The 24,975-nt window shown below is 71.3% G+C and carries 23 protein-coding genes and 1 pseudogene; 16 read left to right on the plus strand and 8 right to left on the minus strand.

What is annotated here, in order from left to right; genetic code table 11:
• A pseudogene (locus ABT324_RS21280) lies at window positions 1–93 on the minus strand (superoxide dismutase); the annotation flags it as partial.
• Between the two features lie 378 nt (window positions 94–471).
• Between ABT324_RS21280 and ABT324_RS21285 the strand changes: the two are divergent.
• Genes ABT324_RS21285 through ABT324_RS21295 form a run of 3 tightly spaced genes read left to right on the plus strand, consistent with a single transcriptional unit; the run spans window position 472 to window position 3,199 of the window.
• Window positions 472–1,407, plus strand: a complete 936-nt coding sequence (locus ABT324_RS21285) for an ABC transporter substrate-binding protein (RefSeq protein WP_351180174.1) — start codon at window positions 472–474, stop codon at window positions 1,405–1,407.
• Window positions 1,404–2,438, plus strand: a complete 1,035-nt coding sequence (locus tag ABT324_RS21290) for a FecCD family ABC transporter permease (RefSeq protein WP_351180177.1) — start codon at window positions 1,404–1,406, stop codon at window positions 2,436–2,438. The genes ABT324_RS21285 and ABT324_RS21290 overlap by 4 nt, the downstream gene beginning before the upstream one ends.
• Window positions 2,435–3,199, plus strand: coding sequence for an ABC transporter ATP-binding protein (locus ABT324_RS21295; RefSeq protein ID WP_351180180.1), 765 nt, complete (start codon window positions 2,435–2,437; stop codon window positions 3,197–3,199). The genes ABT324_RS21290 and ABT324_RS21295 overlap by 4 nt, the downstream gene beginning before the upstream one ends.
• Window positions 3,200–3,211: 12 nt before the next feature.
• Here ABT324_RS21295 and ABT324_RS21300 read toward each other — a convergent pair whose 3' ends face one another.
• A complete protein-coding gene (locus ABT324_RS21300) occupies window positions 3,212–4,714 on the minus strand; it encodes a glutamate-cysteine ligase family protein (RefSeq protein ID WP_351180390.1) in 1,503 nt (500 codons plus the stop codon).
• 119 nt (window positions 4,715–4,833) lie between these two features.
• Window positions 4,834–5,769, minus strand: a complete 936-nt coding sequence (locus tag ABT324_RS21305; RefSeq protein WP_351180393.1) for an aldo/keto reductase — start codon at window positions 5,767–5,769, stop codon at window positions 4,834–4,836.
• Between the two features lie 63 nt (window positions 5,770–5,832).
• Here ABT324_RS21305 and ABT324_RS21310 point away from each other — a divergent pair, with 63 nt between their 5' ends.
• Both ABT324_RS21310 and ABT324_RS21315 read left to right on the plus strand, forming a co-directional pair.
• Window positions 5,833–6,645: a TrmH family RNA methyltransferase gene (locus ABT324_RS21310; protein ID WP_502949779.1), complete on the plus strand. Its 813-nt coding sequence runs from the start codon at window positions 5,833–5,835 to the stop codon at window positions 6,643–6,645.
• Window positions 6,645–7,262 carry a DUF2537 domain-containing protein gene (locus ABT324_RS21315; protein WP_351180396.1) on the plus strand — a complete coding sequence of 206 codons (618 nt, stop codon included), beginning with the start codon at window positions 6,645–6,647 and terminating at the stop codon, window positions 7,260–7,262. Before ABT324_RS21310 ends, ABT324_RS21315 begins: the two co-directional genes overlap by 1 nt.
• Before the next feature lie 797 nt (window positions 7,263–8,059).
• Here ABT324_RS21315 and sepH read toward each other — a convergent pair.
• The 4 genes from sepH to ABT324_RS21335 all read right to left on the minus strand — a co-directional run bounded on the left by sepH (window position 8,060) and on the right by ABT324_RS21335 (window position 12,776).
• A complete protein-coding gene (sepH, locus tag ABT324_RS21320) occupies window positions 8,060–9,001 on the minus strand; it encodes a septation protein SepH (RefSeq protein WP_351180186.1) in 942 nt (313 codons plus the stop codon).
• A gap of 265 nt (window positions 9,002–9,266) precedes the next feature.
• Window positions 9,267–10,409: a phosphoserine transaminase gene (gene serC / locus ABT324_RS21325; RefSeq protein ID WP_351180189.1), complete on the minus strand. Its 1,143-nt coding sequence runs from the start codon at window positions 10,407–10,409 to the stop codon at window positions 9,267–9,269.
• A 240-nt stretch (window positions 10,410–10,649) separates the two neighbouring features.
• Entirely contained in the window at window positions 10,650–11,567 is a 918-nt protein-coding gene (locus tag ABT324_RS21330; protein WP_351180192.1) for an SEC-C domain-containing protein, read from the minus strand.
• Between the two features lie 81 nt (window positions 11,568–11,648).
• On the minus strand, window positions 11,649–12,776 hold the full coding sequence (locus tag ABT324_RS21335) for a citrate synthase 2 (protein ID WP_351180195.1): 1,128 nt from the start codon (window positions 12,774–12,776) through the stop codon (window positions 11,649–11,651).
• 275 nt (window positions 12,777–13,051) lie between these two features.
• Between ABT324_RS21335 and ABT324_RS21340 the strand changes: the two genes are divergently transcribed.
• The 11 genes from ABT324_RS21340 (at window position 13,052) to ABT324_RS21390 (ending at window position 23,815) form a co-directional block, all read left to right on the plus strand.
• The gene (locus ABT324_RS21340) at window positions 13,052–13,354 is read left to right on the plus strand and encodes an urease subunit gamma (protein WP_351180198.1); all 303 of its coding nucleotides are present in this window, start codon (window positions 13,052–13,054) and stop codon (window positions 13,352–13,354) included.
• A gap of 76 nt (window positions 13,355–13,430) precedes the next feature.
• Window positions 13,431–13,814 carry an urease subunit beta gene (locus ABT324_RS21345; RefSeq protein WP_351180201.1) on the plus strand — a complete coding sequence of 128 codons (384 nt, stop codon included), beginning with the start codon at window positions 13,431–13,433 and terminating at the stop codon, window positions 13,812–13,814.
• Window positions 13,795–15,522 (plus strand): urease subunit alpha, encoded by a 1,728-nt coding sequence (locus tag ABT324_RS21350; protein WP_351180204.1) that lies wholly within the window; start codon window positions 13,795–13,797, stop codon window positions 15,520–15,522. The genes ABT324_RS21345 and ABT324_RS21350 overlap by 20 nt, the downstream gene beginning before the upstream one ends.
• Window positions 15,523–15,629: 107 nt before the next feature.
• Window positions 15,630–16,322: an urease accessory protein UreF gene (locus tag ABT324_RS21355; protein ID WP_351180207.1), complete on the plus strand. Its 693-nt coding sequence runs from the start codon at window positions 15,630–15,632 to the stop codon at window positions 16,320–16,322.
• Complete coding sequence (ureG, locus tag ABT324_RS21360; protein ID WP_351180210.1) at window positions 16,312–17,022, plus strand: urease accessory protein UreG; 711 nt, start codon at window positions 16,312–16,314, stop codon at window positions 17,020–17,022. The genes ABT324_RS21355 and ureG overlap by 11 nt, the downstream gene beginning before the upstream one ends.
• Window positions 17,023–17,241: 219 nt before the next feature.
• A complete protein-coding gene (locus ABT324_RS21365) occupies window positions 17,242–18,009 on the plus strand; it encodes an urease accessory protein UreD (protein WP_351180213.1) in 768 nt (255 codons plus the stop codon).
• Entirely contained in the window at window positions 18,006–18,908 is a 903-nt protein-coding gene (locus ABT324_RS21370; RefSeq protein ID WP_351180216.1) for an urea transporter, read from the plus strand. The genes ABT324_RS21365 and ABT324_RS21370 overlap by 4 nt, the downstream gene beginning before the upstream one ends.
• Window positions 18,909–19,195: 287 nt before the next feature.
• On the plus strand, window positions 19,196–19,849 hold the full coding sequence (gene pdxH, locus ABT324_RS21375) for a pyridoxamine 5'-phosphate oxidase (RefSeq protein ID WP_351180219.1): 654 nt from the start codon (window positions 19,196–19,198) through the stop codon (window positions 19,847–19,849).
• Window positions 19,850–20,029: 180 nt separating this feature from the next.
• Window positions 20,030–21,328 carry an MFS transporter gene (locus ABT324_RS21380; protein ID WP_351180221.1) on the plus strand — a complete coding sequence of 433 codons (1,299 nt, stop codon included), beginning with the start codon at window positions 20,030–20,032 and terminating at the stop codon, window positions 21,326–21,328.
• Between the two features lie 105 nt (window positions 21,329–21,433).
• Window positions 21,434–22,825, plus strand: coding sequence for an APC family permease (locus ABT324_RS21385; protein ID WP_351180224.1), 1,392 nt, complete (start codon window positions 21,434–21,436; stop codon window positions 22,823–22,825).
• A gap of 69 nt (window positions 22,826–22,894) precedes the next feature.
• A complete protein-coding gene (locus ABT324_RS21390; protein ID WP_351180227.1) occupies window positions 22,895–23,815 on the plus strand; it encodes an aldose 1-epimerase family protein in 921 nt (306 codons plus the stop codon).
• Window positions 23,816–23,818: 3 nt separating this feature from the next.
• Here the strand turns inward: ABT324_RS21390 and ABT324_RS21395 are convergent, their stop codons facing one another.
• Window positions 23,819–24,961, minus strand: coding sequence for an acyl-CoA dehydrogenase family protein (locus ABT324_RS21395; protein ID WP_351180230.1), 1,143 nt, complete (start codon window positions 24,959–24,961; stop codon window positions 23,819–23,821).
• Between the last annotated feature and the right edge of the window lie 14 nt (window positions 24,962–24,975).

Consider the following 24,975-nt stretch of genomic DNA (forward strand, 5'->3'; position numbering starts at 1 on the left):
CTTGCTGTGGTGCAACTCGTTGATCTCACCAGCGATCGCCGGCTCCAACGCCGCGTAGTCGTAATCCAACTCCGGCAACACGTACTGCGCCATCGAGCGTCTCCCTTCGCTGTCGACAGACTCTAGCTATTGCCACCCTATTGCAACTACCCAGGATGGAGGCGTTGATCTCACCAGCCGGGCGAGTCGCGCGAACAGTCTTGCTGACCAGCGGAAACGCCGTGCTCGGGAGAAAACTGGCCAGTTGACCGGGCTCGGCGGGTGGGGCAGCATCGCCTGCGTCCCCGGGAGCGGGAGAAGCCGGTCGAAGTCCGGCGCTGACCCGCAACGGTAGGCCGCGCACGTCGCGGCGAGCCCGATCGCCCGCTCGCGAGGGGAGGCTCCAACGACTGTCGCGGTCTGCGGTCGGGGTCTGGGACGCCCGCGTGCGGTCCTGGTCTCGCGCAACCGCGCACGACCCCGGAAGGCACGATGCGCCGCACATTCGCCCTGCTCCTGGCCGCGCTGTTCCTGACCGGCTGCACCGCCGCCGAATCCCAGCAGAACGGTCTGCGCGTGGCGAACTGCGGCAACGTCGAGACCTTCGCGCGCCCACCACAGCGCGTGGTGAGCCTCAACCAGCACGCGACCGAGGTCCTGCTGGCGCTCGGGCTGGGCGACCGGCTGGTCGGCACCGCCTTCCCGGACGACCACGAGCCGCCGCCGGAAGTGGCCGCCCAGTACGCCGACGTGCCGCTGCTGTCCGCCCGGTACCCGTCCTACGAGCGCATCCTCGAAGCCGAGCCGGACCTGGTCGTCGGCGGCTACGCCAGCGCCTTCGACGAGGCCGAGGGGCGCGGCCGCGAGCTGTTCGAGCGCAACGGCATCAACACGCTGCTGCTGTCGGAATCCTGCGCGAGCGGGCCGAGCGGGATGGGCACGCTGCTGGCCGACATCACGATGTTCGGCGAAGCGCTCGGGCTGCAGGACAACGCGCGCCAGCTCAACGCCGACATCGAGGGCCGGGTGCGCGCGGTCGAGCAGCGGTTGCGGGGCGTGCCGCCGGTCGACGTCTTCGTCTACGACTCCGGCGAGCAGGCCGCGTTCACCTTGGGTGGCAACGGTGTTGGCAACGACGCGCTGACCCGGGCTGGCGGGCGCAACGTGTTCAGCGACGTGCCGAAGGTCTTCGAGGACGTCAGCTGGGAGCAGGTGGCCGCGCGGTCCCCGGAGGCGATCGTGCTGGTCGACTACCTCGGGGCCCCGGTGCAGCACAAGCAGTCCTACCTCGAAGGCCACCCGCTGGCCTCGGGCACACCCGCGGCGCGGAACCACCGGTTCAGCACCATTCCGCTGGTCGAGCTGACCGAGGGCATCCGGTTCCCCGCCGCGGTCGAGCGCCTGGCCCGCGACCTGCACGGCGCATGAGCGGACGGGGCGGCGTGAAGCAGCGGCGCACCGCGTTCGTGCACGCCGGGCTGCTGGTTGCCCTGGTGGTGATCGGTGGTCTCGCGGTGTCGCTCGGGTCGGTGCAGCTGCCGCTGGGGCAGGTGTGGCGGATCGTGCTGGAGCCGGTGGTGCCGTGGATCGAGCCGGACTGGAGCCCGGCGCGCTCGGCGATCGTCCTCGACTCGCGGATGCCGCGGGTGGTCGGCGGGATGCTGGTCGGCGCGGCGCTGGCGCTGTCCGGGGCGGTCGCGCAGCTGGTCACCGGCAACCCGCTGGCCGACCCGTACCTGCTCGGTGTCTCCGAGGGAGCCGGGTTCGCGGTGTCGCTGACCATCGTCCTGGGTGTCGGGGCCGGGGCCATCGGGATGCCGGTGGTGGCCTTCCTCGGCGGGCTGGCCGCGCTGGTGACCGTGCTGGCCGTGGCCGGGCGCTCCGGGTCGGTGACCACGCTGGTGCTCGGCGGGCTGGCCGTCGGGCAGGTGGCGTTCGCCATGACCTCGTTCGTGCTGCACGCCTTCGGCACCGGTGACCAGGCTAAGCAGGTGCTGTTCTGGATCAGCGGCGGGCTCGGGGCGGTGCGCTGGGAGTCGCTGCCGGTGCCCGCCGTGGTGCTCGGGCTCGGGCTGGTCGCGGCGGGTGCTTCGGGGCGGTGGATGAACGTCCTGCACAGCGGTGACGACGCCGCGGCGTCGCTCGGGATCAACGCGCGGGTGTTCCGGACGTGCTGCCTGCTCGCGATCTCCCTGCTCGCCGGGACCGCGGTCTCGGTGGCGGGCGGCATCGTGTTCGTCGGACTGCTGGTGCCGCACGCGGCCACCTTCCTGGTCGGCTCCGAGGCGCACCGGCTGCTGCCGGTGTCGGCGCTGCTCGGCGCGGTGTTCCTGGTGCTGGCCGACCTGGTGGCGCGGCTGGTCGTCGCACCGGGGGAGCTGCCGGTGGGGGTGCTCACCGCACTGGTCGGCGGCCCGGTGTTCCTGGTGATGTTGCGGCGGCGGAGGAGGATCGCATGAGCCTGCGGGTCTGCGGGATGCGCGTCGACCTGGGTGGGCGACCGGTTCTGTCCGATGTGGACGTGGAGGTGCGCTCGGGGGAGGTGTTCGGCCTCGTCGGGCCCAACGGCAGCGGCAAGACGACCCTGCTGCGCACGCTCTACCGCGCGATCCAGCCGACGGCGGGGGCAGTGGAGGTCGCCGGGGTGGCGGCTGGTGGGAGGCGTCTGCTGGCGCGCGTGCTGGCCGCGACCACGCAGGAGCCGGAGGCCCGAGCGGCGCTCACCGTCCGGGAAGTGGTGTCACAGGGCCGGATCCCGCACCTCGGCCTGCTGGACCGGATGGGCGCTGCCGATCGGGAGATCGTCGATGACGCGCTGCGGGTGACAGGCCTGCTCGACTTGGCGGAGCGTGACGTGCGCCTGGTGTCAGGCGGGGAGCACCAGCGCACCTCGATCGCGCGGGCGCTCGCGCAGCAGCCCCAGGTCCTCGTCCTCGACGAGCCGACGAACCACCTCGACCTGCGCCACCAGTACGGAGTCCTGGCCCTGCTCCGCGACCTCGCGGCGAAGGGTCTGACGATCCTGCTGACCCTGCACGACCTCCGCCTGGCTGTGGAGTTCTGCGACCGCCTGGCGGTCCTGGACAACGGCCGCATCGCAGCGACCGGAACCCCCACCGGAGTCCTCTCCCAGGACCTCCTGGCAGAGGTCTTCGGAGTCCAGGCCCACCTCAGCACCCACAACGGCCACTCCAACCTCACCATTACCGGAGTGACCTGACCGACTGGGCAGTCAGCCGACTGGCCAGGTGTGGACTGGTTCTCCGGCGTCGGCCAGGGCGATGTAGTGCTCCAGCATGGTGGCGAGGGCCGTCTGCCGGTCCGCGCCGCGTTCCTCCAGGCGGGCCACGGTTTCCCGTTGCCACGTCGCGCCGTTGCGGCGGGACAGGCAGCGCTGCTCGATCACGCCGAGGTAGCGCTCGCGGGCCTCGTCGGAGACCCCGCACGCGCGCAGGCCGTCGTGGGCCATCGGCAGCAGGCGGCGCATCACCAGCTCGTCCGGGGCCACCCACCCGATGCCCGGCCAGTACAGGTGCGAGTCGAAACCGCTGCGGGCACCGGCGAACAGGTTGTCCTCCGCCGCCGCGAACGACATCTGCGTCCACAGTGGTCGGTCCTGCTCGGTGAGCGCGCGCTGCGCACCGTAGAAGAAAGCCGCGTTGGCGATGATGTCCACCACCGACGGGCCCGAGGGCAGCACCCGGTTCTCGATCCGCAGGTGCGGGACCCCGTCCACCAGGTCGTACACCGGGCGGTTCCAGCGCCAGATGGTGCCGTTGTGCAAACGCAGCTCGGCCAGCATCGGGGCGCGGCCCGCGTCCAGCGCGGCCACCGGGTCCTCGTCCTCCGGGTCGGGCAGCAGCGCCGGGAAGTACCGCACGTTCTCCTCGAACAGGTCGAAGATCGAGGTGATCCACCGCTCCCCGAACCACACCCGCGGTCGCACGCCCTGGTTCTTCAGCTCCTCCGGCCGGGTGTCGGTGGCCTGCAGGAACAGCGGTACCCGGGTCTCGTGCCAGAGCGCTTTGCCCAGCAGGAACGGGGAATTCGCGCCGATGGCCACCTGCACCCCGGCCAGGCACTGCGCGGCGTTCCAGTGCGCCGCGAAGTCCTCCGGGGCGACCTGCAGGTGCAGCTGCACCGAAGTGCACGCCGACTCCGGCAGGATCGAGTCGGCGTAGGAGCGCAGCCGCTCGATGTGGTAGCCCTCGCCGAGCGGTACGCCCTCCATGTCCAGCAGCATCTCCTCGCCGCGGGCCAGGAAGATCTGCTCGTTGAGCAGCGAGTAGCGCGGGTTGCGGGACAGCCAGCCGGGGTCGAAGTGCGCGCTGCGCAACGTGGGGAGCGTGCCGATCATGACGACCTTCGCCCCGGCGTCGTGCGCCCCGGCGTCGGCCCGCCGGAGCGCGGCGCGCATCCGGTCCTCCAGCTTCAGTGCGCTGTCCCCGGCGAGCACCCGCGGCTCCACGTTCAGCTCGATGTTCTGCTGACCGAGCTCGGTGGTGAACAGCGACGGCTCGTCGATCTTCTCCAGCACCTCGGCGTTGGACATCGACGGTTGCATGCCCTGGTCCACCAGGCACAGTTCCATCTCCAGCCCCATCTGCTGGTGCGGGAAGGAGAAGTTCCCATCGGCGAGCATCCGGGCCAGGGCATCCAGGCCGCGTTGCATCTTGCTCCGATACCGCTGCCGGTCCACCGGCTTGAAACCTCGGTCGTCCACGTGCCGTCCCATGCCGTCTCTCCGCTCGATCGGCAGCACGTCAGCGCCCAGCGCTGGGGAAACCACCGTGACACATCCCTACCCGCCGAGCCAGCGGCCAAAACGGTGTCACCGAGCGGCGAGGCGGGTGATCACGTGGAGGCCTGGTCGAGCCGCTGCACCTCCTCCGCGGTGAGCTCCAGCTCAGCGGCGAGCAGGAGGGTGGCGAGCTGATCGGTGGTGCGGGCGCTGGCGATCGGAGTGGTGACGGTGCGTTGCGCGCGCAGCCAGGACAACGCGATCGAAGCCAGTGGGACGTTACGCTGCGTGGCGATTTCGTCCAGCGCGGCGAGCACCCGCAGGCCGCGGTCGTGCAGGTGCGCGCGGGCGCCTTCAGCGCGCGGGCTGCCGAAGTCGTCCTGGCCGGGGCGGTACTTGCCGGTCAGGAATCCCTTGGCGAGGGCGTAATACGGTGCCACGCCGAGGTTCTCCGCGGCGCAGAGATCGGCGAGCTCGCCCTCGAACTCGTCGCGCTCCACGCGGTTGTACTTCGGCTGCAGCGCGGTGAACTCGGCGAAGCCCTCGCGGCGCGAGACCGCCAGCGCTTCGGCGAGCCGCGGCGCGGTGTAGTTCGACGCCGCGATGTAGCGGACCTTGCTCGCGTGCACCAGGTCGTCGAAGGCACCCAAGGTCTCGGCCAACGGGATGGTCGGGTCGTCGTCGCCGTGCGCGTAGTAGAGGTCGATGCGGTCCGTGCCCAGGCGACGCAGTGAATCTTCCGCCGCCTTGATGTTCGCCGCCGACAACCCGCGGCGCTGCGGCATCCGACCCACCTTCGTGGCGACCACGACGTCGTCGCGGTTGCCGGGGGCGCGCAGCCACTCGCCGATGACCGCCTCGGACAACCCGCCCGCATTGCCCGGCGCCCACGCGGAGTAGGCGTCGGCGGTGTCGACGAAGTTGCCGCCTGCCGCCACGTAGCCGTCGAGGACGGCGAAGGACTTGTCGCGGTCAGCCGTCCAGCCGAACACGTTGCCGCCGAGGCAGATGGGGAGGACGTCGAGTGCCGTGCTGCCGAGCTGAGCCAGCCCCGAACGTGCTCCGGCACGCTGAGGACCGACCGGGGCAGCGCGGCGGGGGTGGGTGCGAGAATGCGGTACGTGGCGCATGTGGTCGAGATCGATGAGGCCGACGATCCGCGGGTCGACGACTTCCGCGACCTGTCGCGCGCGGACCGCCGACCGGACAGGCCGGGCGGGCGCGGGCTGGTGATCGCCGAGGGCGTGGTGGTGGTCGAGCGGCTGCTCGCCTCGCCGTACCCGGTGCGGGCGCTGTTCGGAGTGCGGCGCCGGATCGAGGAGCTGGCCGAGGCGACCGCCGCCCTGGACGTGCCCGCCTACGTCACGAGCGCCGACGTGATGGCGCAGGTCGTCGGCTTCCACCTCAACCGCGGCGTGCTGGCGGTGGCCGACCGCGCCCCGGTGGTGCCGCCAGCTGAGCTGGTCGAGCGGTCCCGGCGCCTGGTGGTGCTGGAGGGCATCGGCGACCACGAGAACCTGGGCGCGCTGTTCCGCAACGCCGCCGCGCTCGGCGTCGACGGGGTGCTCCTGGGCGCTGGCTGCTCGGACCCGCTGTACCGGCGCAGCGTGCGGGTGTCGATGGGGCACGTGCTCCGGGTGCCGTTCGCGCACCTGGAGTCGTGGCCGGAAGATCTCAAGCTGCTGCGCGACAACGACTTCCGGATCGCCGCGCTGACCCCGCGGGCGGATGCGGGACCACTTCGCGATGCGGGGCTGGACGAGGGGCGGGTCGCGGTGCTGCTCGGCTCGGAGGGCCCCGGCCTGACGGAGGAAGCGATCACCGCCGCGGACCTGGCGGTGCGCATCCCGATGGCCAGCGGGGTGGATTCGCTCAACGTCGCGACGGCCGGGGCGATCGCCTTCCACGCGATGAGCGGGGCGTGATGCGCGAGTCCGACTGGGAACTGCACGCGCGCTCCGGTCGCGCAGTGCTGGTGCGCGACGCCGAGCAGGAGGTGGACCCGAGCCGCCTCCGGCTGCCCGACTCGCTGGTCGAAGCCCTGCACGAGTGGGCGCACGTCGCGGAAGCGGCGCACGCGGAGGACACGGCGGCCGCCGACCTCGAACTGATCTCCCAGCGCGGACGCCAGCTGGCGATGCGGCTCGCCGCGGAAACCGGCGGCCAGGTCGGTTACCTGGACCCGCTCAGCGGCCGCGTCGCCCGCATCGGCCGACCCCGGCCCGCGGCCCCGCGCCGCTACGCCGTCCCGGTGCCCCCGGACGAGCCGACGCCGTGGGGGCCGGGCCTGGTGGTGAGCACCATCGTCGGAGCGATCGCGACGATCACCCTGGTGGTGGTGACCGACGGTCTGGCGGACGTGAGCGGTGTCCTGGCGACGGTGGTGAACCTGGCGGTGGCGGCGGGCTTCGCCCCGTCGATCTGGCTGGGCCGCCACATCGCGGTCTGGCGCTGGGTCGCCTACGGCACGGCGGCAGGCATCGTCCTGGCCTGGCTGGCCCTCCTCGTCAGCCTCCTAGGCCCCACCCTCCCGCACGACTGACGAAACCCCCGCGCCCCGCCCTTCCGCCACCCTCACAACTCCAATGGAACTCAGACGTCCAATTTCCATTGAAATCGCACAAGGCCCCGACACACCCCGGTGTGTCGGGGCCCGACACGCCGAGGACTCACAGTTTCAACCGAAACTGTAAACCCCATGGCGGCGGAGTCGAAATGTTCACCCCTCGCACAATCCTCGACGTACGTCGGTGTGTCGTGGTCCGGGCACGCCGAGACATACAGTTTCAGTTGAAACTGTGGAATTTTGTGGCAGCGGAGTCGGTGGTTCATTGCTTGCATGGGGTTCTGGCCCGACGCGCCCCGGTGTGTCGGGTCCCCGACACGTCGGGGTTTGCAGTTTCAATTGAAACTGCGGATTCTCCGTGGTGGTGGGGGCGGAGGTTTACTCATTCGTGTGAGACTTTGGCCCGACGTACGTCGGTGTGTCGGGTCCCCGACGCGCCGGGGTTTGCAGTTTCAATTGAAACTGCGAGGCCCCTGTGGTGGCGGAGTCGGAATGTTTATCAGCTCGCGCAGGGGCTCGATGTGGGTCGGTGTGTCGGGTCCTTGGCGCGCCGGGACTACAGTTTCAGTTGAAACTGTGGGGTTTCGTGGCGGTGGATTTGGATGTTCGCTTATTCGCATGAGCGGCCGAACGACGTGCTTCGGTGTGTCGTTGGTTCGAGGCGTTGGGGTGCGGTTTCTGTTGGGTTGTGGGGGACCGCGGTTCTTGAGCGGGGGTGGACAGCGGAAGGCCGGGGTGAGTCTTGCTCGCCCCGGCCTTCGGTGGTTGTGCTGTTAGCGGTGGGAGCGGACTCCGAGGAGGACGTCTTCCCAGGACGGGACGATGGGGTGGCTCTTCCGCCCGCGGCGCGGCTCCGCCTTGCGCGCCGCTTCGTCGTCCGGCTCCTCGACGGTCGCGCCTTCGGCGCTCTCCGCCGCGGGGGGTTCCGCGTCCGGGGCTCCCGGCTCCGCCGGTCGCTCCGGTGCTCCGGTGTCCAGGTCGAGCGTCGGCGCCTCCGCCAGTGGCGGCGCTGCCGCCACCGGGGCCTCCGGCGGGGCCGGGGCCGTCGGGGGTTCCGCGGGTCGTTCCTGCTGGTCGAGCTGGAGCGCTTCGCGCGCCAGCTCGGTGACCGGGCGGACCGTGCGGAGTGGGCGGTTGGGCGACGGGTCGAGGAGGTCGGCCGCGTGGTCGTCCAGGGCCGCGACGGTGCCGCCGTGCGCACCGGGGTGGAACACCCAGTGGGCGAGGTTCTCGGAGCGGCCCGCCTGCCAGGTCAGCTGGACGACCCACTTGCCGTCCTCGCCGCGCCAGGAGTCCCAGTCGGCTTCGGCGTAGTCGTGGCCGCGCATCCCGAAGGTGTGCGCGACGACCTCGCCGAGGGTCTGCACGTCGGGGCCGTCCTCGCGGACGGGGTGGGCGCGCTGGGCCATCTCGGCGATCTGGCGGCGTTCGAGCAGCACCGGGTAGGCGTAGCGCTCGACGCGGTGCTCCGGGATGCCGGAGGACTCGGCTATTTGCTGGACGGACGCGCCGGAGCGGATGCGGGCCTGGATCTCCCGGGGCCGCATCTGGGACTCCATCTCGATCTGGACCTGGCCGAGCCGGGTGAGGTCACCTCGGGCTGCGGCACGCAGTCGCTCGTCGGCGGGCACGGTGAAGCGCTCGCCGTTCTCCGGGTCCTCGCAGATGACGGATTCACCGTCCTCGTCGAGCCCGACCACTCGCAGCGCTCGCATACGCGTGCCTCCCACCGACCTACATGTCACCAAGCTGTGACGGTAACCCGGCGCGCCGCCTTGACGCGGGAGGCACGCCGGGCACGTCGCGTCGTAGTTGGTCGTCCTCCCGGCCTCGATCTTGCCGGAAAGGGGCCGCCCGAGCGAACCAGTAAAACCACTCATATTCGGTGAACATCACCCTGAGTGGTTGACTCTCACTCGGTGTTGTGGTGTGCGGAGCGAGGCTGCCGGGGCCCGCGCGGACCCCGGCAGCGCTGCGTCGTCAGGAGAGCTGCGAGACCACCCAGTCGATGGACTTCGTCAACGCGGTGACGTCATCCGGGGCGATCGCCGGGAACATGCCGATGCGCAGCTGGTTGCGCCCCAGCTTGCGGTACGGCTCGGTGTCCACGATGCCGTTGGCGCGCAGGGCCTTGGCCACCGCCGCGGCGTCCACCGAGTCGTCGAAGTCGACGGTGCCGACCACCTGGGAGCGCTTCGCCGGGTCGGTGACGAACGGGGTCGCGTACTCCGAGGCCTCGGCCCAGTCGTACAGCCGCTGCGAGGACTCGCGGGTGCGCTGCACGCACCAGTCCAGGCCGCCCTGGCCGTTCATCCACTCGACCTGGTCGGCGAGCAGGAACAGGGTGGCCACCGCGGGGGTGTTGTAGGTCTGGTCCTTGCGGGAGTTGTCCAGCGCGGTGGGCAGCGACAGGAACTCCGGCACCCAGCGGCCCGAGGCGCCGATCTCGCCGATCCGCTCGATGGCGGCCGGGCTCATCGCGGCCAGCCACAGCCCGCCGTCGGCGGCGAAGCACTTCTGCGGGGCGAAGTAGTAGACGTCGACGTCCGCGGCGTTGAACGGCAGGCCGCCCGCGCCGGAGGTCGCGTCCACCGCGATCAGCGCCTGCTCCGAACCCGCCGGGCGGGTCGGCGCGAGCATGACGCCGGTGGAGGTCTCGTTGTGCGCCCAGCCGATCAGGTCGACGCTCGGGTCCGACACCGGCTCCGGGGCGTCACCCGGCTCGGCCGAGACGACGATCGGGTCGCCCACGAACGGGGCGGTCTTCGCGGCCTTGGCGAACTTCGCGGAGAACTCGCCGTAGGTCAGGTGCAGGGAGCGCTCGCGGATCAGGCCGAAGGTCGCCGCGTCCCAGAACGCCGTGGTGCCGCCGACGCCGAGCACGACCTCGTAGCCGTCGGGCAGCGAGAACAGTTCGCTCAGCCCTTCGCGGACCCGACCCACCAGGGACTTCACCGGCTTCTGGCGGTGCGAGGTGCCCATCACGGCAGCGCCTTCGCCAGCCAGGCGGGCCAGCTGCTCGTCGCGCACCTTGGACGGGCCGCAGCCGAACCGGCCGTCGGCGGGCTTGAACTCGTCGGGCAGCTTCAGGGTCGTGGGGTCGATGGTCTCGGCCTGCGTCATGCCGGCGCCTCCGGGCGTTGTCGTGGTGATCGTGCGGGGGACAAGACCTCGCCCCCCGCGCGCCAGTGGCTCGCTGACCGGCGCCGTTGCCGGTTCGGCTCCAGTGTTGCAGCAGGGTTTCCGGCAGGTGACGGGCACCTGCTGCGAACAGCCGCACCGCAACTTACTGCGGCTCGCGCCGGTTGGCCAGCACCGTGTGCGGAGACGCTCCGCGCCTGCGGGTGATCACCGTCGAACGGCTCAGGCGAAGCCCGGGGAGCCGCAGCACTTCTTGTACTTGCGGTCCGCGCCGCACCAGCAGCGGTCGTTGCGGCCCGGTGGCCACGCGGTGGTCCGGGCGGCTTCGGCGGCGAACTCCGCGCGCGTCGTCGGTGCGTCCAGCGGGAGCTCGTGGGCCTCGGCGAAGGCGATCAGCGCGTCCAGCGACCCGGTGGCCAGCACCGCGCCCGGGCGGTCCCCGAGCGACCGCTGGACCTGCTGCCGGTGCGCGACGTGCGTGGTGCCCGGGTACCAGGTCGGGTACCGGCGCTGGACCTCGGCGAACTCCGCCTCGGGCCAGTAGAGCACTGCGGCGGCCGCGTGCTGCTGCCTGCTGACCTCCTCGATCTGGGCGTAGACCTCGTGCGCGCGCTCCTCGGAACGGACGAGCACCTCGTCGTACTGGTCCTCGGGAAGACCAAGCTCGTGGCGCAGCTCAGCGCGTTCGCGGAGCAGCTCGAAGCCGGGGTCGCCCACCTCGACCTCGGCGTCGACGTCCGGGACGAACCGTTGCACGCCGATGTTGAGCCAGCGCAGCGCCTCCTGGTGGTTGCCGATCGCGTGGTAGCCCGCGGCGGCCTCGCCGTACGCCCAAGGGCACTCCGAGCCCTCGCGCATCAGCTGCGCCATGGCGCGCTCGCCCTCTTCGGTGCGGCCGTGGGTCAGCAGGAACGAGGCGTGGGCGGCGCGCCCGCTGAGCACGTTGTGCCCGTCGTCGATCTCGGCGGCGGTGGCGAGGGCCCGCTCCTCGCGCTCGTGCTCCTCAGCGAAGTGCCAGTAACCAGCCGCTTCCACGAGGTCGTCGCAACGCTGACCGCTGGTCTCCGCGTCGGCTTCGAGCGCCTCGGCGTACTCGATGTTCAGCTGCCGTTGTCGGGCTTCGGTGGATGGAGCTGCCACTAATCCACGTTATCGCTCGTGTCGATTCCCGCACCGGGCGTGGCCCGTGAGCACGGGAGGTGCTCACGGGCCACGTCGCGATCACACCGGGGCGGTGAGCTGGTCGAGCTGGTCCCAGCCCGGGACGTCCTGCGGGGAGCGGGGGTCCGGGCCGATGTACTGGGCGGACGGGCGCACCAGCCGACCGGTGCGCTTGTCCTCCAGGACGTGCGCCGACCAGCCCGCCAGCCGAGCGCAGGTGAACATCGCGGGCATCATCGCCGTGGGCACCTCGGCGAAGTCCAGCACCACCGCGGCCCAGAACTCCACGTTGGTCTCGATCTGCCGGTCCGGGCGCCGTTCCCGCAGCACGGCCAGCGCCGCCTGCTCCAGCTCGCGGGCCACCTCGAAGCGCGGGGCGCCGAGCCGGTCGCAGGTGTTGCGCAGCACCCGGGCGCGCGGGTCCTCGGCGCGGTAGACGCGGTGCCCGAAGCCCATCAGCCGGTCGCCGCGGTCCAGGATCGACTCCACCACGCGGCGGGCGTCCCCGGTGCGCTCGACCTCCTCGATCATCGGCAGCACGCGGGCCGGGGCGCCGCCGTGCAGCGGCCCGGACATCGCGCCCACCGCGCCGGACAGGCAGGCCGCCACGTCGGCGCCGGTGGAGGCGATCACCCGCGCGGTGAAGGTGGAGGCGTTCAGGCCGTGCTCGGCGGCGGACACCCAGTACGCGTCGAGGGCCCGGACGTGCGCTGGGTCGGGTTCGCCGCGCCAGCGGACCAGGAACTGCTCGGTGGCGGTGGTCGCTTCGGCGATCCGCGACTGCGGGACCGGCGGCTGGTCGCCGCGCGCGGACTGCGCGACGAAGGAGAGCCCGAGCGCGCAGGCACGGGCGAGCTGGTCGCGGGCCTGTGCCTCGTCGACGTCGAGCAGCGGCGCGAAGCCGTGGGCGGGCGCGAGCATCGCCAGGGAGGCCTGCGCGTCCGCGCGCACGTCGCCGGTGCGGACCGGTACCGGGGTGTCGTCGGCGGCGGGCAGGCCGTTGCCGAACCTGCCGTCCACCAGCAGCGCCCACACGTCGCCGTAGGAGGCGGTGCCCACCAAGTCCTCGATGTCGACACCGCGGTAGCGCAGGGCGCCGCCGTCGCGGTCGGGCTCGGCGATCTCCGTGCGGAAGGCGATCACGCCCTCCAGGCCGGGGCGGAACTCGGACTGAGCTGCACTGCTCATGCTTTGCCTCGTCTCCATCGCAGGTCGCGTGCGCGCGGGTGCGCGGACGCGCGGGACGTGGCGGGGTGCAGTGCGTCGGGACCACAGTGCACCCGCCCGCGGCGGCGCACCATCCCGCACGGTCGAGGTCACACCATGAGGTGCGTCACAGGAAATCCAAGAAAAACCGTTAGCCACGTAAAAGTCCGGAAAAATGGTTGTAACGGGGCAATTAGACGGCATTAAAACCGCAGGGCATCCCGCACGGGCGAAATCGGGTGTGTTAAAGAAGTTTCATGCACCTTGCTCCTCATGAGCGCGACAAGCTGCTCGTCCACGTGGCGGCCAGGTTGGCGCGCGAACGGTTGGACCGCGGATTGAAGCTCAACTACCCGGAAGCGGTCGCGCTGATCACCGACCACGTCGTGGAAGGTGCCCGGGACGGCCGGACGGTCGCCGAGCTCATGCAGAGCGGCCGCCAGGTGCTGCGAGCCGACCAGGTGATGGACGGCATCGCCGAGATGATCCACGACGTGCAGGTGGAGGCGACCTTCCCGGACGGCACCAAGCTCGTCACGGTCCACGACCCCATCACCTGAGCGCTCCCGCCCCAGCGTTCCCGGCGCGCCACCGCGGGCCCGATCCGCTCACCACACACCGCTTAGGGAGTTGTCCATGCGTCCTGGGGAGATCATCACCGCCGAGGGCCCGATCCCGCTGAACCCGGGTCGGGACCGGATCCGCATCACCGTCGTCAACCGCGCCGACCGCGCCGTGCAGGTCGGCTCGCACTACCACTTCGCCGCGGTCAACCCCGGTCTCGAGTTCGACCGGGCCGCCGCCTGGGGCCACCGGCTCGACGTGCCCTCGGGCACCGCCGTGCGGTTCGAGCCCGGCGTGGCGCGCGAGGTCGACCTCGTCGACGTCGGCGGGGACCGGCTGGTGCGCGGCCTGCGCCTGGAGTACGCGGGCGAGCTCGACGCCCGCGACCACGAACCCACCCCGTTCACCTACGGCGAGAAAGGCGAGGGACACCACGGTGAGCACATCGTCCATTGACCGCTCCCAGTACGTCGAGCTGTTCGGCCCGACCACCGGAGACCGGATCCGGCTGGCCGACACCGACCTGCTGATCGAGGTCACCGAGGACCGCAGCCAGGGGCCCACCGGCTCCGGCGACGAGGTCGTCTTCGGCGGCGGCAAGGTGATCCGCGAGTCGATGGGCCAGTCCGCCGCGATCCGCGCCGAGGGCACGCCGGACGTGGTGATCACGGGTGCGGTGATCCTGGACCACTGGGGCGTCATCAAGGCCGACGTCGGCATCCGCGACGGCCGCATCGTCGGCATCGGCAAGGCCGGCAACCCCAGCGCCAACAACGACGTGGACAGCTCGCTGGTGATCGGCCCGTCCACCGAGGTCATCGCGGGCAACGGCAAGATCCTCACGGCCGGTGGCATCGACTCGCACGTGCACTTCATCTGCCCGCAGGAGGTGGACACCGCGCTCGCCTCCGGGCTGACCACGCTGATCGGCGGCGGCACCGGGCCGGGCGAGGGCAGCAAGGCCACCACGGTCACGCCCGGCGCGTGGAACCTGCGGATGGTCATGCAGTCGGTGGACTACATGCCGGTCAACGTGCTCCTGCTCGGCAAGGGCAGCACCATGCGCCGCGAAGCCCTCTGGGAGCAGCTGCGCGCGGGCGCGGGCGGGTTCAAGATCCACGAGGACTGGGGCGCGACCCCGGCGGTGCTGGACAGCGCGCTGCGCGTCGCCGAGGAGTCCGGCGTGCAGATCGCGCTGCACGCCGACACGCTGAACGAGGCCGGGTTCTACGAGTCCACGCTGGAGGCGATCAACGGGCGCTCGATCAGCGCGTTCCACGTCGAAGGCGCTGGTGGCGGGCACGCCCCGGACATCATCCGGCTCGCCCAGCACGACAACGTGCTGCCCTCGTCGACCAACCCGACCCGGCCGCACACGGTGAACACCATCGACGAGCACCTCGACATGGTCATGGTCTGCCACCACCTGAACCCGGCGGTGCCCGAGGACCTGGCGTTCGCCGAGAGCCGCATCCGGCCGTCGACCATCGCCGCCGAGGACATCCTGCACGACATCGGGGCCATCTCGATGATGAGCTCGGACGCGCAGGCCATGGGCCGCATCGGCGAGGTCATCATGCGCACCTGGCAGACCGCGCACGTGATGAAGCGGCGCCGCGGCGCGCTGCCCGGCGACGGCCGCGCGGACAACCACCGCGCGCAGCGCTACGTCGCGAAGTACACGATCAACCCGGCCATCGCGCACGGGATCTCGCACCACGTGGGTTCGGTGGAGGTCGGCAAGATGGCCGACCTGGTGCTGTGGGACCCGAAGTTCTTCGGGGTCCGGCCGCACATCGTGCTCAAGGGCGGGTTCGCGGCGTGGGCGGCGGTGGGCGACGCGAACGCGTCGATCCCCACGCCGCAGCCCTACCTCGCGCGGCCGAACTTCGGGGCGCAGCCGCGCGCTGCCGCGGCGAGCAGCGTGTTCTTCGTGGCGCCGGTGGCGTTGGACGCGCAGTTGCCGGAGCAGTTGCAGCTGAGCTCGCGGATGGTCGCGGTGGCGAACACCCGCGACGTCGGCAAGGCGGACATGCGGCTCAACGACGCGACCCCGGACATCCGGGTGGACCCGGACAGCTTCGCCGTGCACATCGACGGCGAGCTGGTCGAGCCGGCGCCGGTCGCCGAGGTGCCGATGGCTCAGCGCTACTTCCTGTTCTGAGCGGATCCACGCGACTCCGAACGGGAACCGGACGTCTGGTCCGCATCGGAATCGCACCACACATCACTGGAACGGGCGGGTGCGCTCGTTCGGAAGGGGGGAGCGGAGTGCGAGCCGGTCTGGCGGTGCTGGCGCTGGCCGACTCCCGGTTCCCCGGCGGAGGGCACGTGCACTCCGGCGGGGTCGAGGAGGCCGCGGCGCGGGGGCTGATCACCGGGATCGGCGACCTGCGCGGGTTCCTGTACGGGCGGCTGCGCGCCGCAGGTGCCCTGCAAGCGGTGTTCGCCGCCGCCGCGGCGCACGCCGCCACCCGTCAAGTCCGAAGTGGACATTGGCGGAAGCTGGACGTCGAACTCGACGCCCGCACCCCGTCCCCGGCGCAGCGGGAGGCCTCGCGCGCGCAGGGGAAGGGGATGATCCGAGCTGGCAGGGCGGCCTGGCCGTCGCCGGTGCTGGCCGAACTGGTGGCCGCGAACCCGCGACCACACCACCCGATCGTGCTCGGCGTGCTGGCCGCGACAGCCGGTGCCGGGCCGCGGGAAGCGGCGCTGGTCGCCGGGTACCTGTCCGTCAGCGGGCCGTCCTCCGCGGTGGTCCGGCTGCTCGGCATGGACCCCTTCGCGGTCAACGCCGTGGTCACCGAGCTGTCCGACGACCTGGACCGGATCGCCGCCGAAGCCGCGGCGACCGCCGGGCTCGACCCGGCCGACCTGCCCGCCCCCGGCGCCCCGGTGCTGGACCTGCTCGCCGAAGCGCACGATCGTCATCACCGGGAAGAGGTGCGTCTCTTTGCTTCCTGAACACGGCCACGGTCACGGCCACACGCATCCGGTCAACTTCGACCCGACCGCCACCGAGCCCGACCCGTTCCCCGCCGAACCCCAGCACGGGCGGCCGTTCCGCCTCGGCATCGGCGGCCCGGTCGGCAGCGGGAAGACGGCGCTGACCGCCGCGCTGTGCCGCGCGCTCGGCCAGGAGGTCGAGCTCGCCGTGGTGACCAACGACATCTACACCACCGAGGACGCCGACTTCCTGCGCAGGGCCGGGGTGCTGGACACCGACCGGATCGAGGCGGTGCAGACCGGCGCCTGCCCGCACACCGCGATCCGCGACGACATCACCGCCAACCTCGACGCCGTCGACCGGCTCACCGAGCGCCACCCCGGCCTGGAGCTGGTCATCGTGGAGAGCGGCGGGGACAACCTGACCGCGGTGTTCAGCCGCGGCCTGGCGGACAAGCAGATCTTCGTGGTGGACGTCGCGGGCGGCGACAAGGTGCCGCGCAAGGGCGGTCCGGGCGTGACCACCGCGGACCTGCTGGTGATCAACAAGGTCGACCTGGCCGAGCTGGTCGGGGCGGACATGGAGGTGATGGTCTCCGACGCGCACCGGATGCGCGGTGAGCTGCCGGTGATCACCCAGTCCCTGACCCGGACCCCGAACGCCCCGGACGTCTCGGCCTGGGTTCGCGAGCAGCTCAAGGTCGGCGTCAGTGCCTGACGTGGGCCCGCAGTTTCAACTGAAACTGCGGGCCACCGTGGCTTCATGTTTGCAGTTTCCATTGAAACTGCGGGCCGTCGTGGCTTCATGTTTGCAGTTTCCATTGAAACTGCGGGCCGTCGTGGCTTCATGTTTGCAGTTTCCATTGAAACTGTGGGTCATTGTGGCTTCACGTTTGCAGTTTCAACTGAAACTGCGCCCGGTGGGAGGTGGTGCGGGGTGCGCGCCAGTGCGCTGCTCAGCGTTGAGCTCGGGCGTGGCGGGCGCAGCGTCGTCCGGGGGCTGCGGTCGCAGTCCCCGATGGCGATGGTGCCCCGCCGGGCCGCCGCCACCAGCGCCGACGGCACCGCCGTGGTGCACCTCGTCGGGTCGGCGGCCACCCCGGTCGGCGGTGACGTGGTGGACCTGCGCGTGCACGTCGGCCCTGGCGCGCGGCTGCTGCTGCGCGGGACCGCCGCGACCGTGGCGCTGCCGGGGCAGCACGCCGGACCCAGCCGGTCCACCGTGCTCATCGAGGTCGCCGACGGCGGGACGGTCGAGTACCTGCCCGAGGCCACCGTGATCAGCTCGCGGGCCGACCACCAGGCGGAGATGTCCGTCGTCCTCGGCGACGGCGCGCGGGTGCGCTGCCGGGAGACGCTGGTGCTCGGCCGGTACGGCGAGCGGTCCGGGCGGCTGGCCACCACGACGCACGTGGTGCGCGGTGGCACGCCTTTGCTGCGGCAGCGGCTGGACATCGGTGACGAGCGGCTGACCGCGAGCGCCGGCTACCTGGCCGGGGCCCGGGTGCTGGCCACCGAAACCGTGGTGTGGGACAGCGATCCGGTCGAGCCGAGCAGCGGTGACTGGTGGTCGCTGGCGCCGCTGGCGGCGGGCGGGGCGCTGGCCACCGCCGTGGCCGATGACGCCGTGGTCGCCGAGAAGCGGCTCGCCGAGGCCGTTTCGCACCACCCGGACGCGAAGGAACTAGAGGTTCGGAGCTGGTGAGCGACACCGCCGCGGCGAAGGAGCCGGTGCGGCACGGCGCGCGGCAGCTGCTGCGCGCCGTGCCCGCGGGCATTTCCCAGGTGTACCTGCAGGATGGCGTGCCGACCGGGATCGTGTTTTTGGTCGCGCTCGCGCTGGTCGGTCCGGAGTTCGCACTCGCGGGGCTGGTCGGCAGCGCGGTCGGGGCGCTCACGGCGACCGCGCTGCGCGTGCCCCGGCCCCGCGAGCGGATTTCCCAGGGCCTGTTCGGCTTCAACGCTGCGCTGGTGGTGTTGGGGACGGTGGTGTCCTTCCAGCCGTTCGGACCGGCGTTGCTGGTCGGCATCGCGGGGGCGGTCGTTGCGACGGTGCTGGCGCGCGTCGCGGACCTCCTCCTCGCGGTCCCCGCCCGCACCGCCCCGTTCGTCCTCACCTACTGGCTGATCGTCTACACGGGACACCACTTCGACTGGGTCCGCGCGGCGCCCGCCGCCGTGTCGCCGGTGCTCGGGCTGGAGGCCGATCCGCTCGCCCTGTTCAGCGCCGAGGCAGAGGTGTTCCTGATGAGCGGTTGGCTGCCGGGCCTGGTGGTGCTGATCGGGTTGGCGATCGCGCGGTTCCGGCTGGCGGTGGGCGCGTTCTGCGGTGCGGCGGTGGCACTCGCCGTCGTCGAAGCGCTGCCGTTCACCCCGCCGGGGGTCGCCAGTGGGGTCTACGGCTTCAACGCCGCGCTGGTCGTCGTGGGCCTGCTGACGACCGGGCGCACCTGGCGGTCCTGCCTGCTCGCGGTCCCGGCGGTGCTGCTCCTGCAAGGCGGGATCGAAGCCGTGGGGCTGGTGCCGACCACCGCTCCGTTCGTGCTGGTGATGTGGACCGCCGACCTGCACCGGCTGCGTCGGACCGGCTTCGTGCGGCCGTGAACCAGACCGGTTCCTGCCGTTCTGACCTGTGTGCACGGTTGGTGACGTTTCACGGGGAAGTGTGAGTACCGGGCGTCCGAACGGGTGTGGAACCGATCACTGCATCGGTTGCGGAATCGATTGCGAAGCACCGCCGATTCGGCGTCCGTTCCGATCCCGTTTACCGTCGTAGGTGGCTGGCGCCCACTTGGTCCTGTCGCGCCAGCCGGTCCAACCCGTACCGTCCGGCTGCGCAGCCGGAGGAGTTCGAGTCGTGCCGCTGCCGGGCGAGTCAGGGAGGAAGAGGGATGTCGGAGGCCAACGTCGCGCTGCCCTCGATGCGGGTGTCCTACGAGGCCGGGGCGCTGGACGAGTCCTCGCTCGCGGCCACCTGGCACGAGCAGCTGCAGCTGTGGTTCGACGAAGCCGTGCAGGCCGACCTGGTCGAGCCGAACGCGATGGTGCTGGCCACCGCTGACGCGGAGGGCTTCCCGTCCTCGCGCACGGTGCTGTGCAAGGGCTTCGACGAGCGGGGCGTGGTGTTCTTCACCAACTACACCTCAGCCAAGAGTCACGACCTGAAGTCCACCCGGGTCGCCGCGGCCACGTTCCCGTGGCTGGGCCTGCAGCGCCAGGTCAACGTGCGCGGCACCGTGGAGAAGGTCGCCCCGGCGGAGACCGCGGAGTACTGGGAGGTCCGCCCGCGGGGCTCGCAGCTCGGCGCCTGGGCGTCGCCGCAGTCCCGGGTCGTCGCTGGCCGGGAGGCGTTGAGGTCCTCGCTGACGGGCATCGAGCGCCGGTTCGCCGACGCGGAGAAGGTGCCGGTGCCGCCGCACTGGGGTGGCTGGCGCATCCGGCCGGACCACGTGGAGTTCTGGCAGGGGCGTCCGGACCGGCTCCACGACCGGCTCCGCTTCCGCCGCACCGACCAGACCTGGACGGTCGAGCGTCTCGCGCCGTGAGGGTCGTGAGTGCATAACAGTGTTCGAACACTGTTACGCACTCACGACCTCGCGCCAGTCACACGCGCGGTGAGATTTACAGTTTCAATTGAAACTGTAAATCTACGAGTGGCGACTTGGGTCACACGGGGGATTTATTCGAGTGCTGTTAGGGCTGCTAACGGCTAGGCTCCAGCTCTCGTGCGGCCCAGCAGCGGAACTCCCACAGCCCCTCGTCGATCCCTGAAGTCCCTGCTGAGCAAGGTCTTCCTGGACACCAGGCCGCTGCAGTACCCGGCCTACCGCCGGTTGTGGCTGACCAACATCGTCACCGCCGTGGGGGCGCAGTTCGCCGCCGTCGCGGTGCCCAAGCAGCTCTACGACATCACCGGCTCCTCCGCCTACGTCGGCCTCGCCGGGATCTTCGGCCTGGTGCCGCTGCTGGTGTTCGGTCTCTGGGGCGGCGCGGTCGCCGACACCGTCGACCGCCGCCGCCTGCTGCTGATCACCAATGGTGGCTTGGCGATCACCTCCGTCCTGTTGTGGCTGGTCGCCGCCTCCGGCATCCGGTCGGTGTGGCTGGTGCTGGTGCTCTTCGCCGCGCAGCAGACGTTCTTCGCGGTCAACATGCCGACCCGCGGCGCCGCCATCGCCCGGCTGATCCCGGCGCACCTGCTGCCGTCCGCGCAAGCACTGGGCAGCACCGTGTTCCAGCTCGGGTCGATCGCCGGGCCGCTGCTGGCGGGCGTGCTGCTGCCGGTGGCCGGGCTCTCGGTGCTGTACCTGGTCGACGCGGTGGCCCTGTGCGCCGCGCTCTGGGCGGTGTTCCGGCTGCCGCCGCTGCCGCCGCAGGACGGTGCGCCGAAGAAGGCTGGTCTGCGCACCGTGCTGGACGGCTTCCGCTACCTGGGCCTGCACTCGGTGCTGCTGGCCTCGTTCGTGCTGGACATCGTCGCGATGGTGTTCGGGATGCCGCGCGCGCTGTTCCCGGAGATGGCCGAGCGGACCTTCGGCGACCCGCCGGGTGGCGGGGCCTCGCTGGGGTGGCTGTTCGCCGCGATCCCGCTCGGCGCGTTCGTCTTCGGCGTGTTCTCCGGGTGGCTGCACCGGATCGCCCGGCACGGCGTGGGCGTCACGGTCGCGGTGGTCGCCTGGGGCTTCGCGGTGATCGGCTTCGGGCTGGCGGACTCGCTCTGGCTGGCCGTGCTGTTCCTGGCGCTGGGCGGCGGGGCGGACCTGGTCAGCGCGGTCTACCGCAGCTCGATCATGCAGGCGGCGGCGACCGACGAGATGCGCGGCCGCGTCCAGGGCGTGTTCACCGTGGTCGTGGCCGGTGGCCCGAGGCTGGCCGACACGGTCCACGGCCTGGCTGGTGCCGCCGTGGGCACCACGACGTCGGTGGTGGCGGGTGGGGCGCTGGTGGTCGTCGGCGCGGTGGTCTCGGCGGCGCTGCTGCCCGCCTTCTGGCGCTACCGCGCACCCACCTCTGACGAGGGCTGATGCCTGCGCGTTGTGCAGTTCGCCACGTCTGCCCCGGTCGGCGCAGTGCGGTTCGACCAGGGGTGGGCAGACGGCCGAATCACCTTGCCTGCACACTTCTCAGCTATGGCCAACGAATTGACCGTGAACGACAACGCGCCCAGCGGTGCGCAGGGCCCCGGCCTGAAGAAGGTGATGGGCCCGAAACTGCTGCTCTTCTTCGTGGTCGGCGACATCATCGGGACCACGATCTACGCGCTCACCGGCAAGATCGCCGGCAAGGTTGGCGGCGCGCTGTGGATCCCGTTCCTGGTCGCGTTCGTGGTCGCCTTCCTGACCGCGTTCAGCTACCTCGAGCTGGTCGGGAAGTACCCGAAGGCGGGCGGGGCGCCGCTCTACATCCACAAGGCCTTCGGCGTCCAGTTCCTGACCTTCATGGTCGCCTTCGCCGTCATGTGCTCCGGGATCACCTCGGCCTCCTCCGGTGCGCAGGCGTTCAGCGGGGAGTACCTGCAGGAGATCCTGCCCGGTGCCCCGTCGTGGGTGGTGGCGATCCTGTTCCTGCTGCTCATCGCGGCGATCAACTTCCGCGGCGTGGGGGAGTCGGCCAAGCTGAACCTGGTGCTGACGATCGCGCTGATGCTGGGCCTGGGCATCGTGATCGTCACCGGGGTCTACGCGATCTTCGCGGGCGTCAGCGACCCGACCTACACTCCGGACCCGAGTCGGCTGCTGCAGTTCAACACCGACACCACCCCGCTGCTGGCGGTGACCTCGGCGACCGCGCTGGCCTTCTTCGCGATGGTCGGGTTCGAGGACACCGTGAACATGGCCGAGGAGACCAAGGACCCGGCCAAGACGTTCCCCCGCGCGGTGCTGTGGGGCATGGCGATCACCGCCGCGATCTACCTGGCCATCGCGCTGATCACCTCGACGCTGGTGCCGACGGACGTCCTCGGCGAGTCCACCGCCCCGCTGCTGCTGGTCGTGCAGGTCGCGGCGCCGTGGTTCCCGCCGATCGTGTTCTCCTTCATCGCGCTGATCGCGCTGAGCAACACCGCGCTGATCAACATGATGATGGCCAGCCGCCTGCTCTACGGCATGGCCAACGAGAAGATCATCCCGGCGAAGTTCGGCCTCGTGCACCACGCCCGGCAGACGCCGTGGGTCTCGATCCTGTTCACCAGCGTCCTCGCCGTCATCCTGGTGAGCTCGCTGGAGATCTCCCAGCTGGGCGGCACCACCTCGCTGCTGCTCCTGCTGGTGTTCGCGCTGGTCAACGTCGCGGTGCTGGTGCTGCGCAAGGACAAGGTCGAGCACGAGCACTTCAAGGCGCCCACCTGGGTCCCGGTGGCGGGTGCGCTGACCTGCGCTTACTTCGCCAGCCCGCTGACCGGTCGGCCGCTGGTGGAGTACGGGATCGTCGGCATCCTGCTGGCCATCGGCGTGATCTTCTGGGGCCTCAACTTCCTCCTGCACGGCCGTCGCGAGTTCGACGCCGCGCAGCTGGGCAAGTAACCCGCTGGTGACTGGGCCTCCTGAACCGTTCGAGCGGTTCGGGGGGCCCAGCGCCATTAAGGTGGCCTGGTGCATGAACCTGTTCCCGCGACCGGACGGCAGTTCGAGATCTCGTCCGGCAGCGTGCGCGCCGTGGTCACCGAGGTGGGGGCGGGCCTGCGGGCCTTCGACGTGGACGGGGTGCCGCACGTCGAAACCTACGACGCGGACCAGCGGCCACCCGGCGGTGCCGGGGCGGTGCTGGTGCCCTGGCCGAACCGCGTGGCGGACGGGCGTTGGGTGCTCGACGGGGAGTCCCAGCAGCTCCCGCTGACCGAACCCGCGCGGCACAACGCGATCCACGGCCTGCTGCGGCACACCGCGTGGACCCTGGTCGAGCACGCCGAGTCGACGGTGGTGCTGCAGGCGATGGTGGCCGCGCAGCCGGGCTGGCCGGTGCCGCTGCTGACCTCGGTCGGCTACTCCGTCGGCCCCGACGGCCTCACCGTGACGCACACGATGGAGAACCTGGGGTCGCGGGCCACGCCCTTCGGGCTCGGCGTGCACCCGTACCCGCGCGCGGGCGCGGCGGCGACCGACGACTGCTCGCTGCGGTTGTCCGCGTCGTCGCTGCTGCCGGTGGACGCCGAGCGGATGGTTCCGGTGCGTCCGCCGCGCGAGCTGCAGGGCGACGAGCTGGACTTCCGCACCGGGCGCCCGCTGGCCGGGCTGCTGCTGGACACCGCCTTCGGTGGCGCGGCCCCGGCACCGGGCGACGAGCACGTCCGGCACACCCTCACCGGTCCGGACGGCCACGGCGTCGCGCTGTGGGCGGACCCGGTGTTCAAGTGGGTGCAGGTCTACACGCCCGACGACTTCCCCGGGCGCGGCCGGGCGGTCGCCATCGAGCCGATGACCTGCCCGCCGAACGCCCTCAACACCGGCACCGACCTGCTGACCCTGCACCCCGGCGAGACCTGGATCGCGCACTGGGGCCTCGCTCCGTTCTGAGTCTCAGGCCTTCAGTCCGCGGGCGATGAGCATGCGCTGAATCTGGTTGGTGCCCTCGAAGATCTGCAGGACCTTGGCCTCGCGCATGTAGCGCTCCGCCGGGAAGTCCCTGGTGTAGCCCGCGCCGCCGAGGACCTGGACCGCGTCGGTGGTCACCTTCATCGCCGCGTCGGTCGCCACCAGCTTCGCCACCGACGCCTGCTGGCCGAACGGCATGCCCGCGTCGCGGCGGCGGGCCCCGTCGAGGTAGCTCGCGCGGGCCGACTGCACCGCCGCCGCCATGTCGGCGAGCAGGAACTCCAGGCCCTGGAAGTCGATGATCGGCCGCCCGAACTGGGTCCGCTGCTTGGCGAAGTCCACCGCCAGGTCCAGGGCGGCCTGGGCCAGCCCGACGGCGCAGGCGGCGATACCCAGCCGACCGGAGTCCAGGGCGCTGAGCGCGATCTTCAGTCCGTCGCCCTCCCCGCCGACGAGCCGGTCGGCGGGGACCCGGGCGTCCTCGAAGTACAGCGGGGTGGTGGGAGACCCGGTCAGGCCCATCTTCTGCTCCGGCGGCCCAGCTGAGAGCCCCGCCGTCGAGCCGTCGACCAGGAAGCAGCTGATGCCGCGCGGGCCGTCGTCGGAGGTGCGGGCCATGAGGGTGTAGAAGTCCGCGGCGTTGCCGTGCGTGATCCAGGCCTTGGCGCCGTTGACGGTGTAGGCGTCCTCCCCGCGCACAGCGCGCGTGCTCAGCGACGCCGCGTCGGAACCCGCGTGCGGCTCGGACAGCGCGTAGGCGCCGAGCAGGTCGCCGCCGAGCATGTCCGGCAGCCAGCGGGAGCGCTGCTCGTCGGTGCCGAAGTGGGCCAGCGGGAAGCAGCTCATGGTGTGCACCGACAGGCCGACGCCGACGGTCATCCACGCGCTGCTCAGCTCCTCCAGCACCTGGAGGTAGACCTCGTACGGCTGGGCGCCGCCGCCGTGCTCCTCGGCGTAGGGCAGGCCGAGGAAGCCGGACTCGCCGAGCAGGCGGAAGACGTCGCGCGGGAACTTCTCCGCAGCCTCGTCGCCTGCTGCGCGCCCGGCGAGCTCGTCGCGGGCGATCTCCCTGGTCAGGGCGAGTAGGTCGGTGGCCTCGGGGGTGGGGAGCAGGCGTTGGACGGACATGGCGGATCGCGCTC

It is taken from the genome of Saccharopolyspora sp. NPDC000359, assembly GCF_040300525.1.
Taxonomy (GTDB): domain Bacteria; phylum Actinomycetota; class Actinomycetes; order Mycobacteriales; family Pseudonocardiaceae; genus Saccharopolyspora.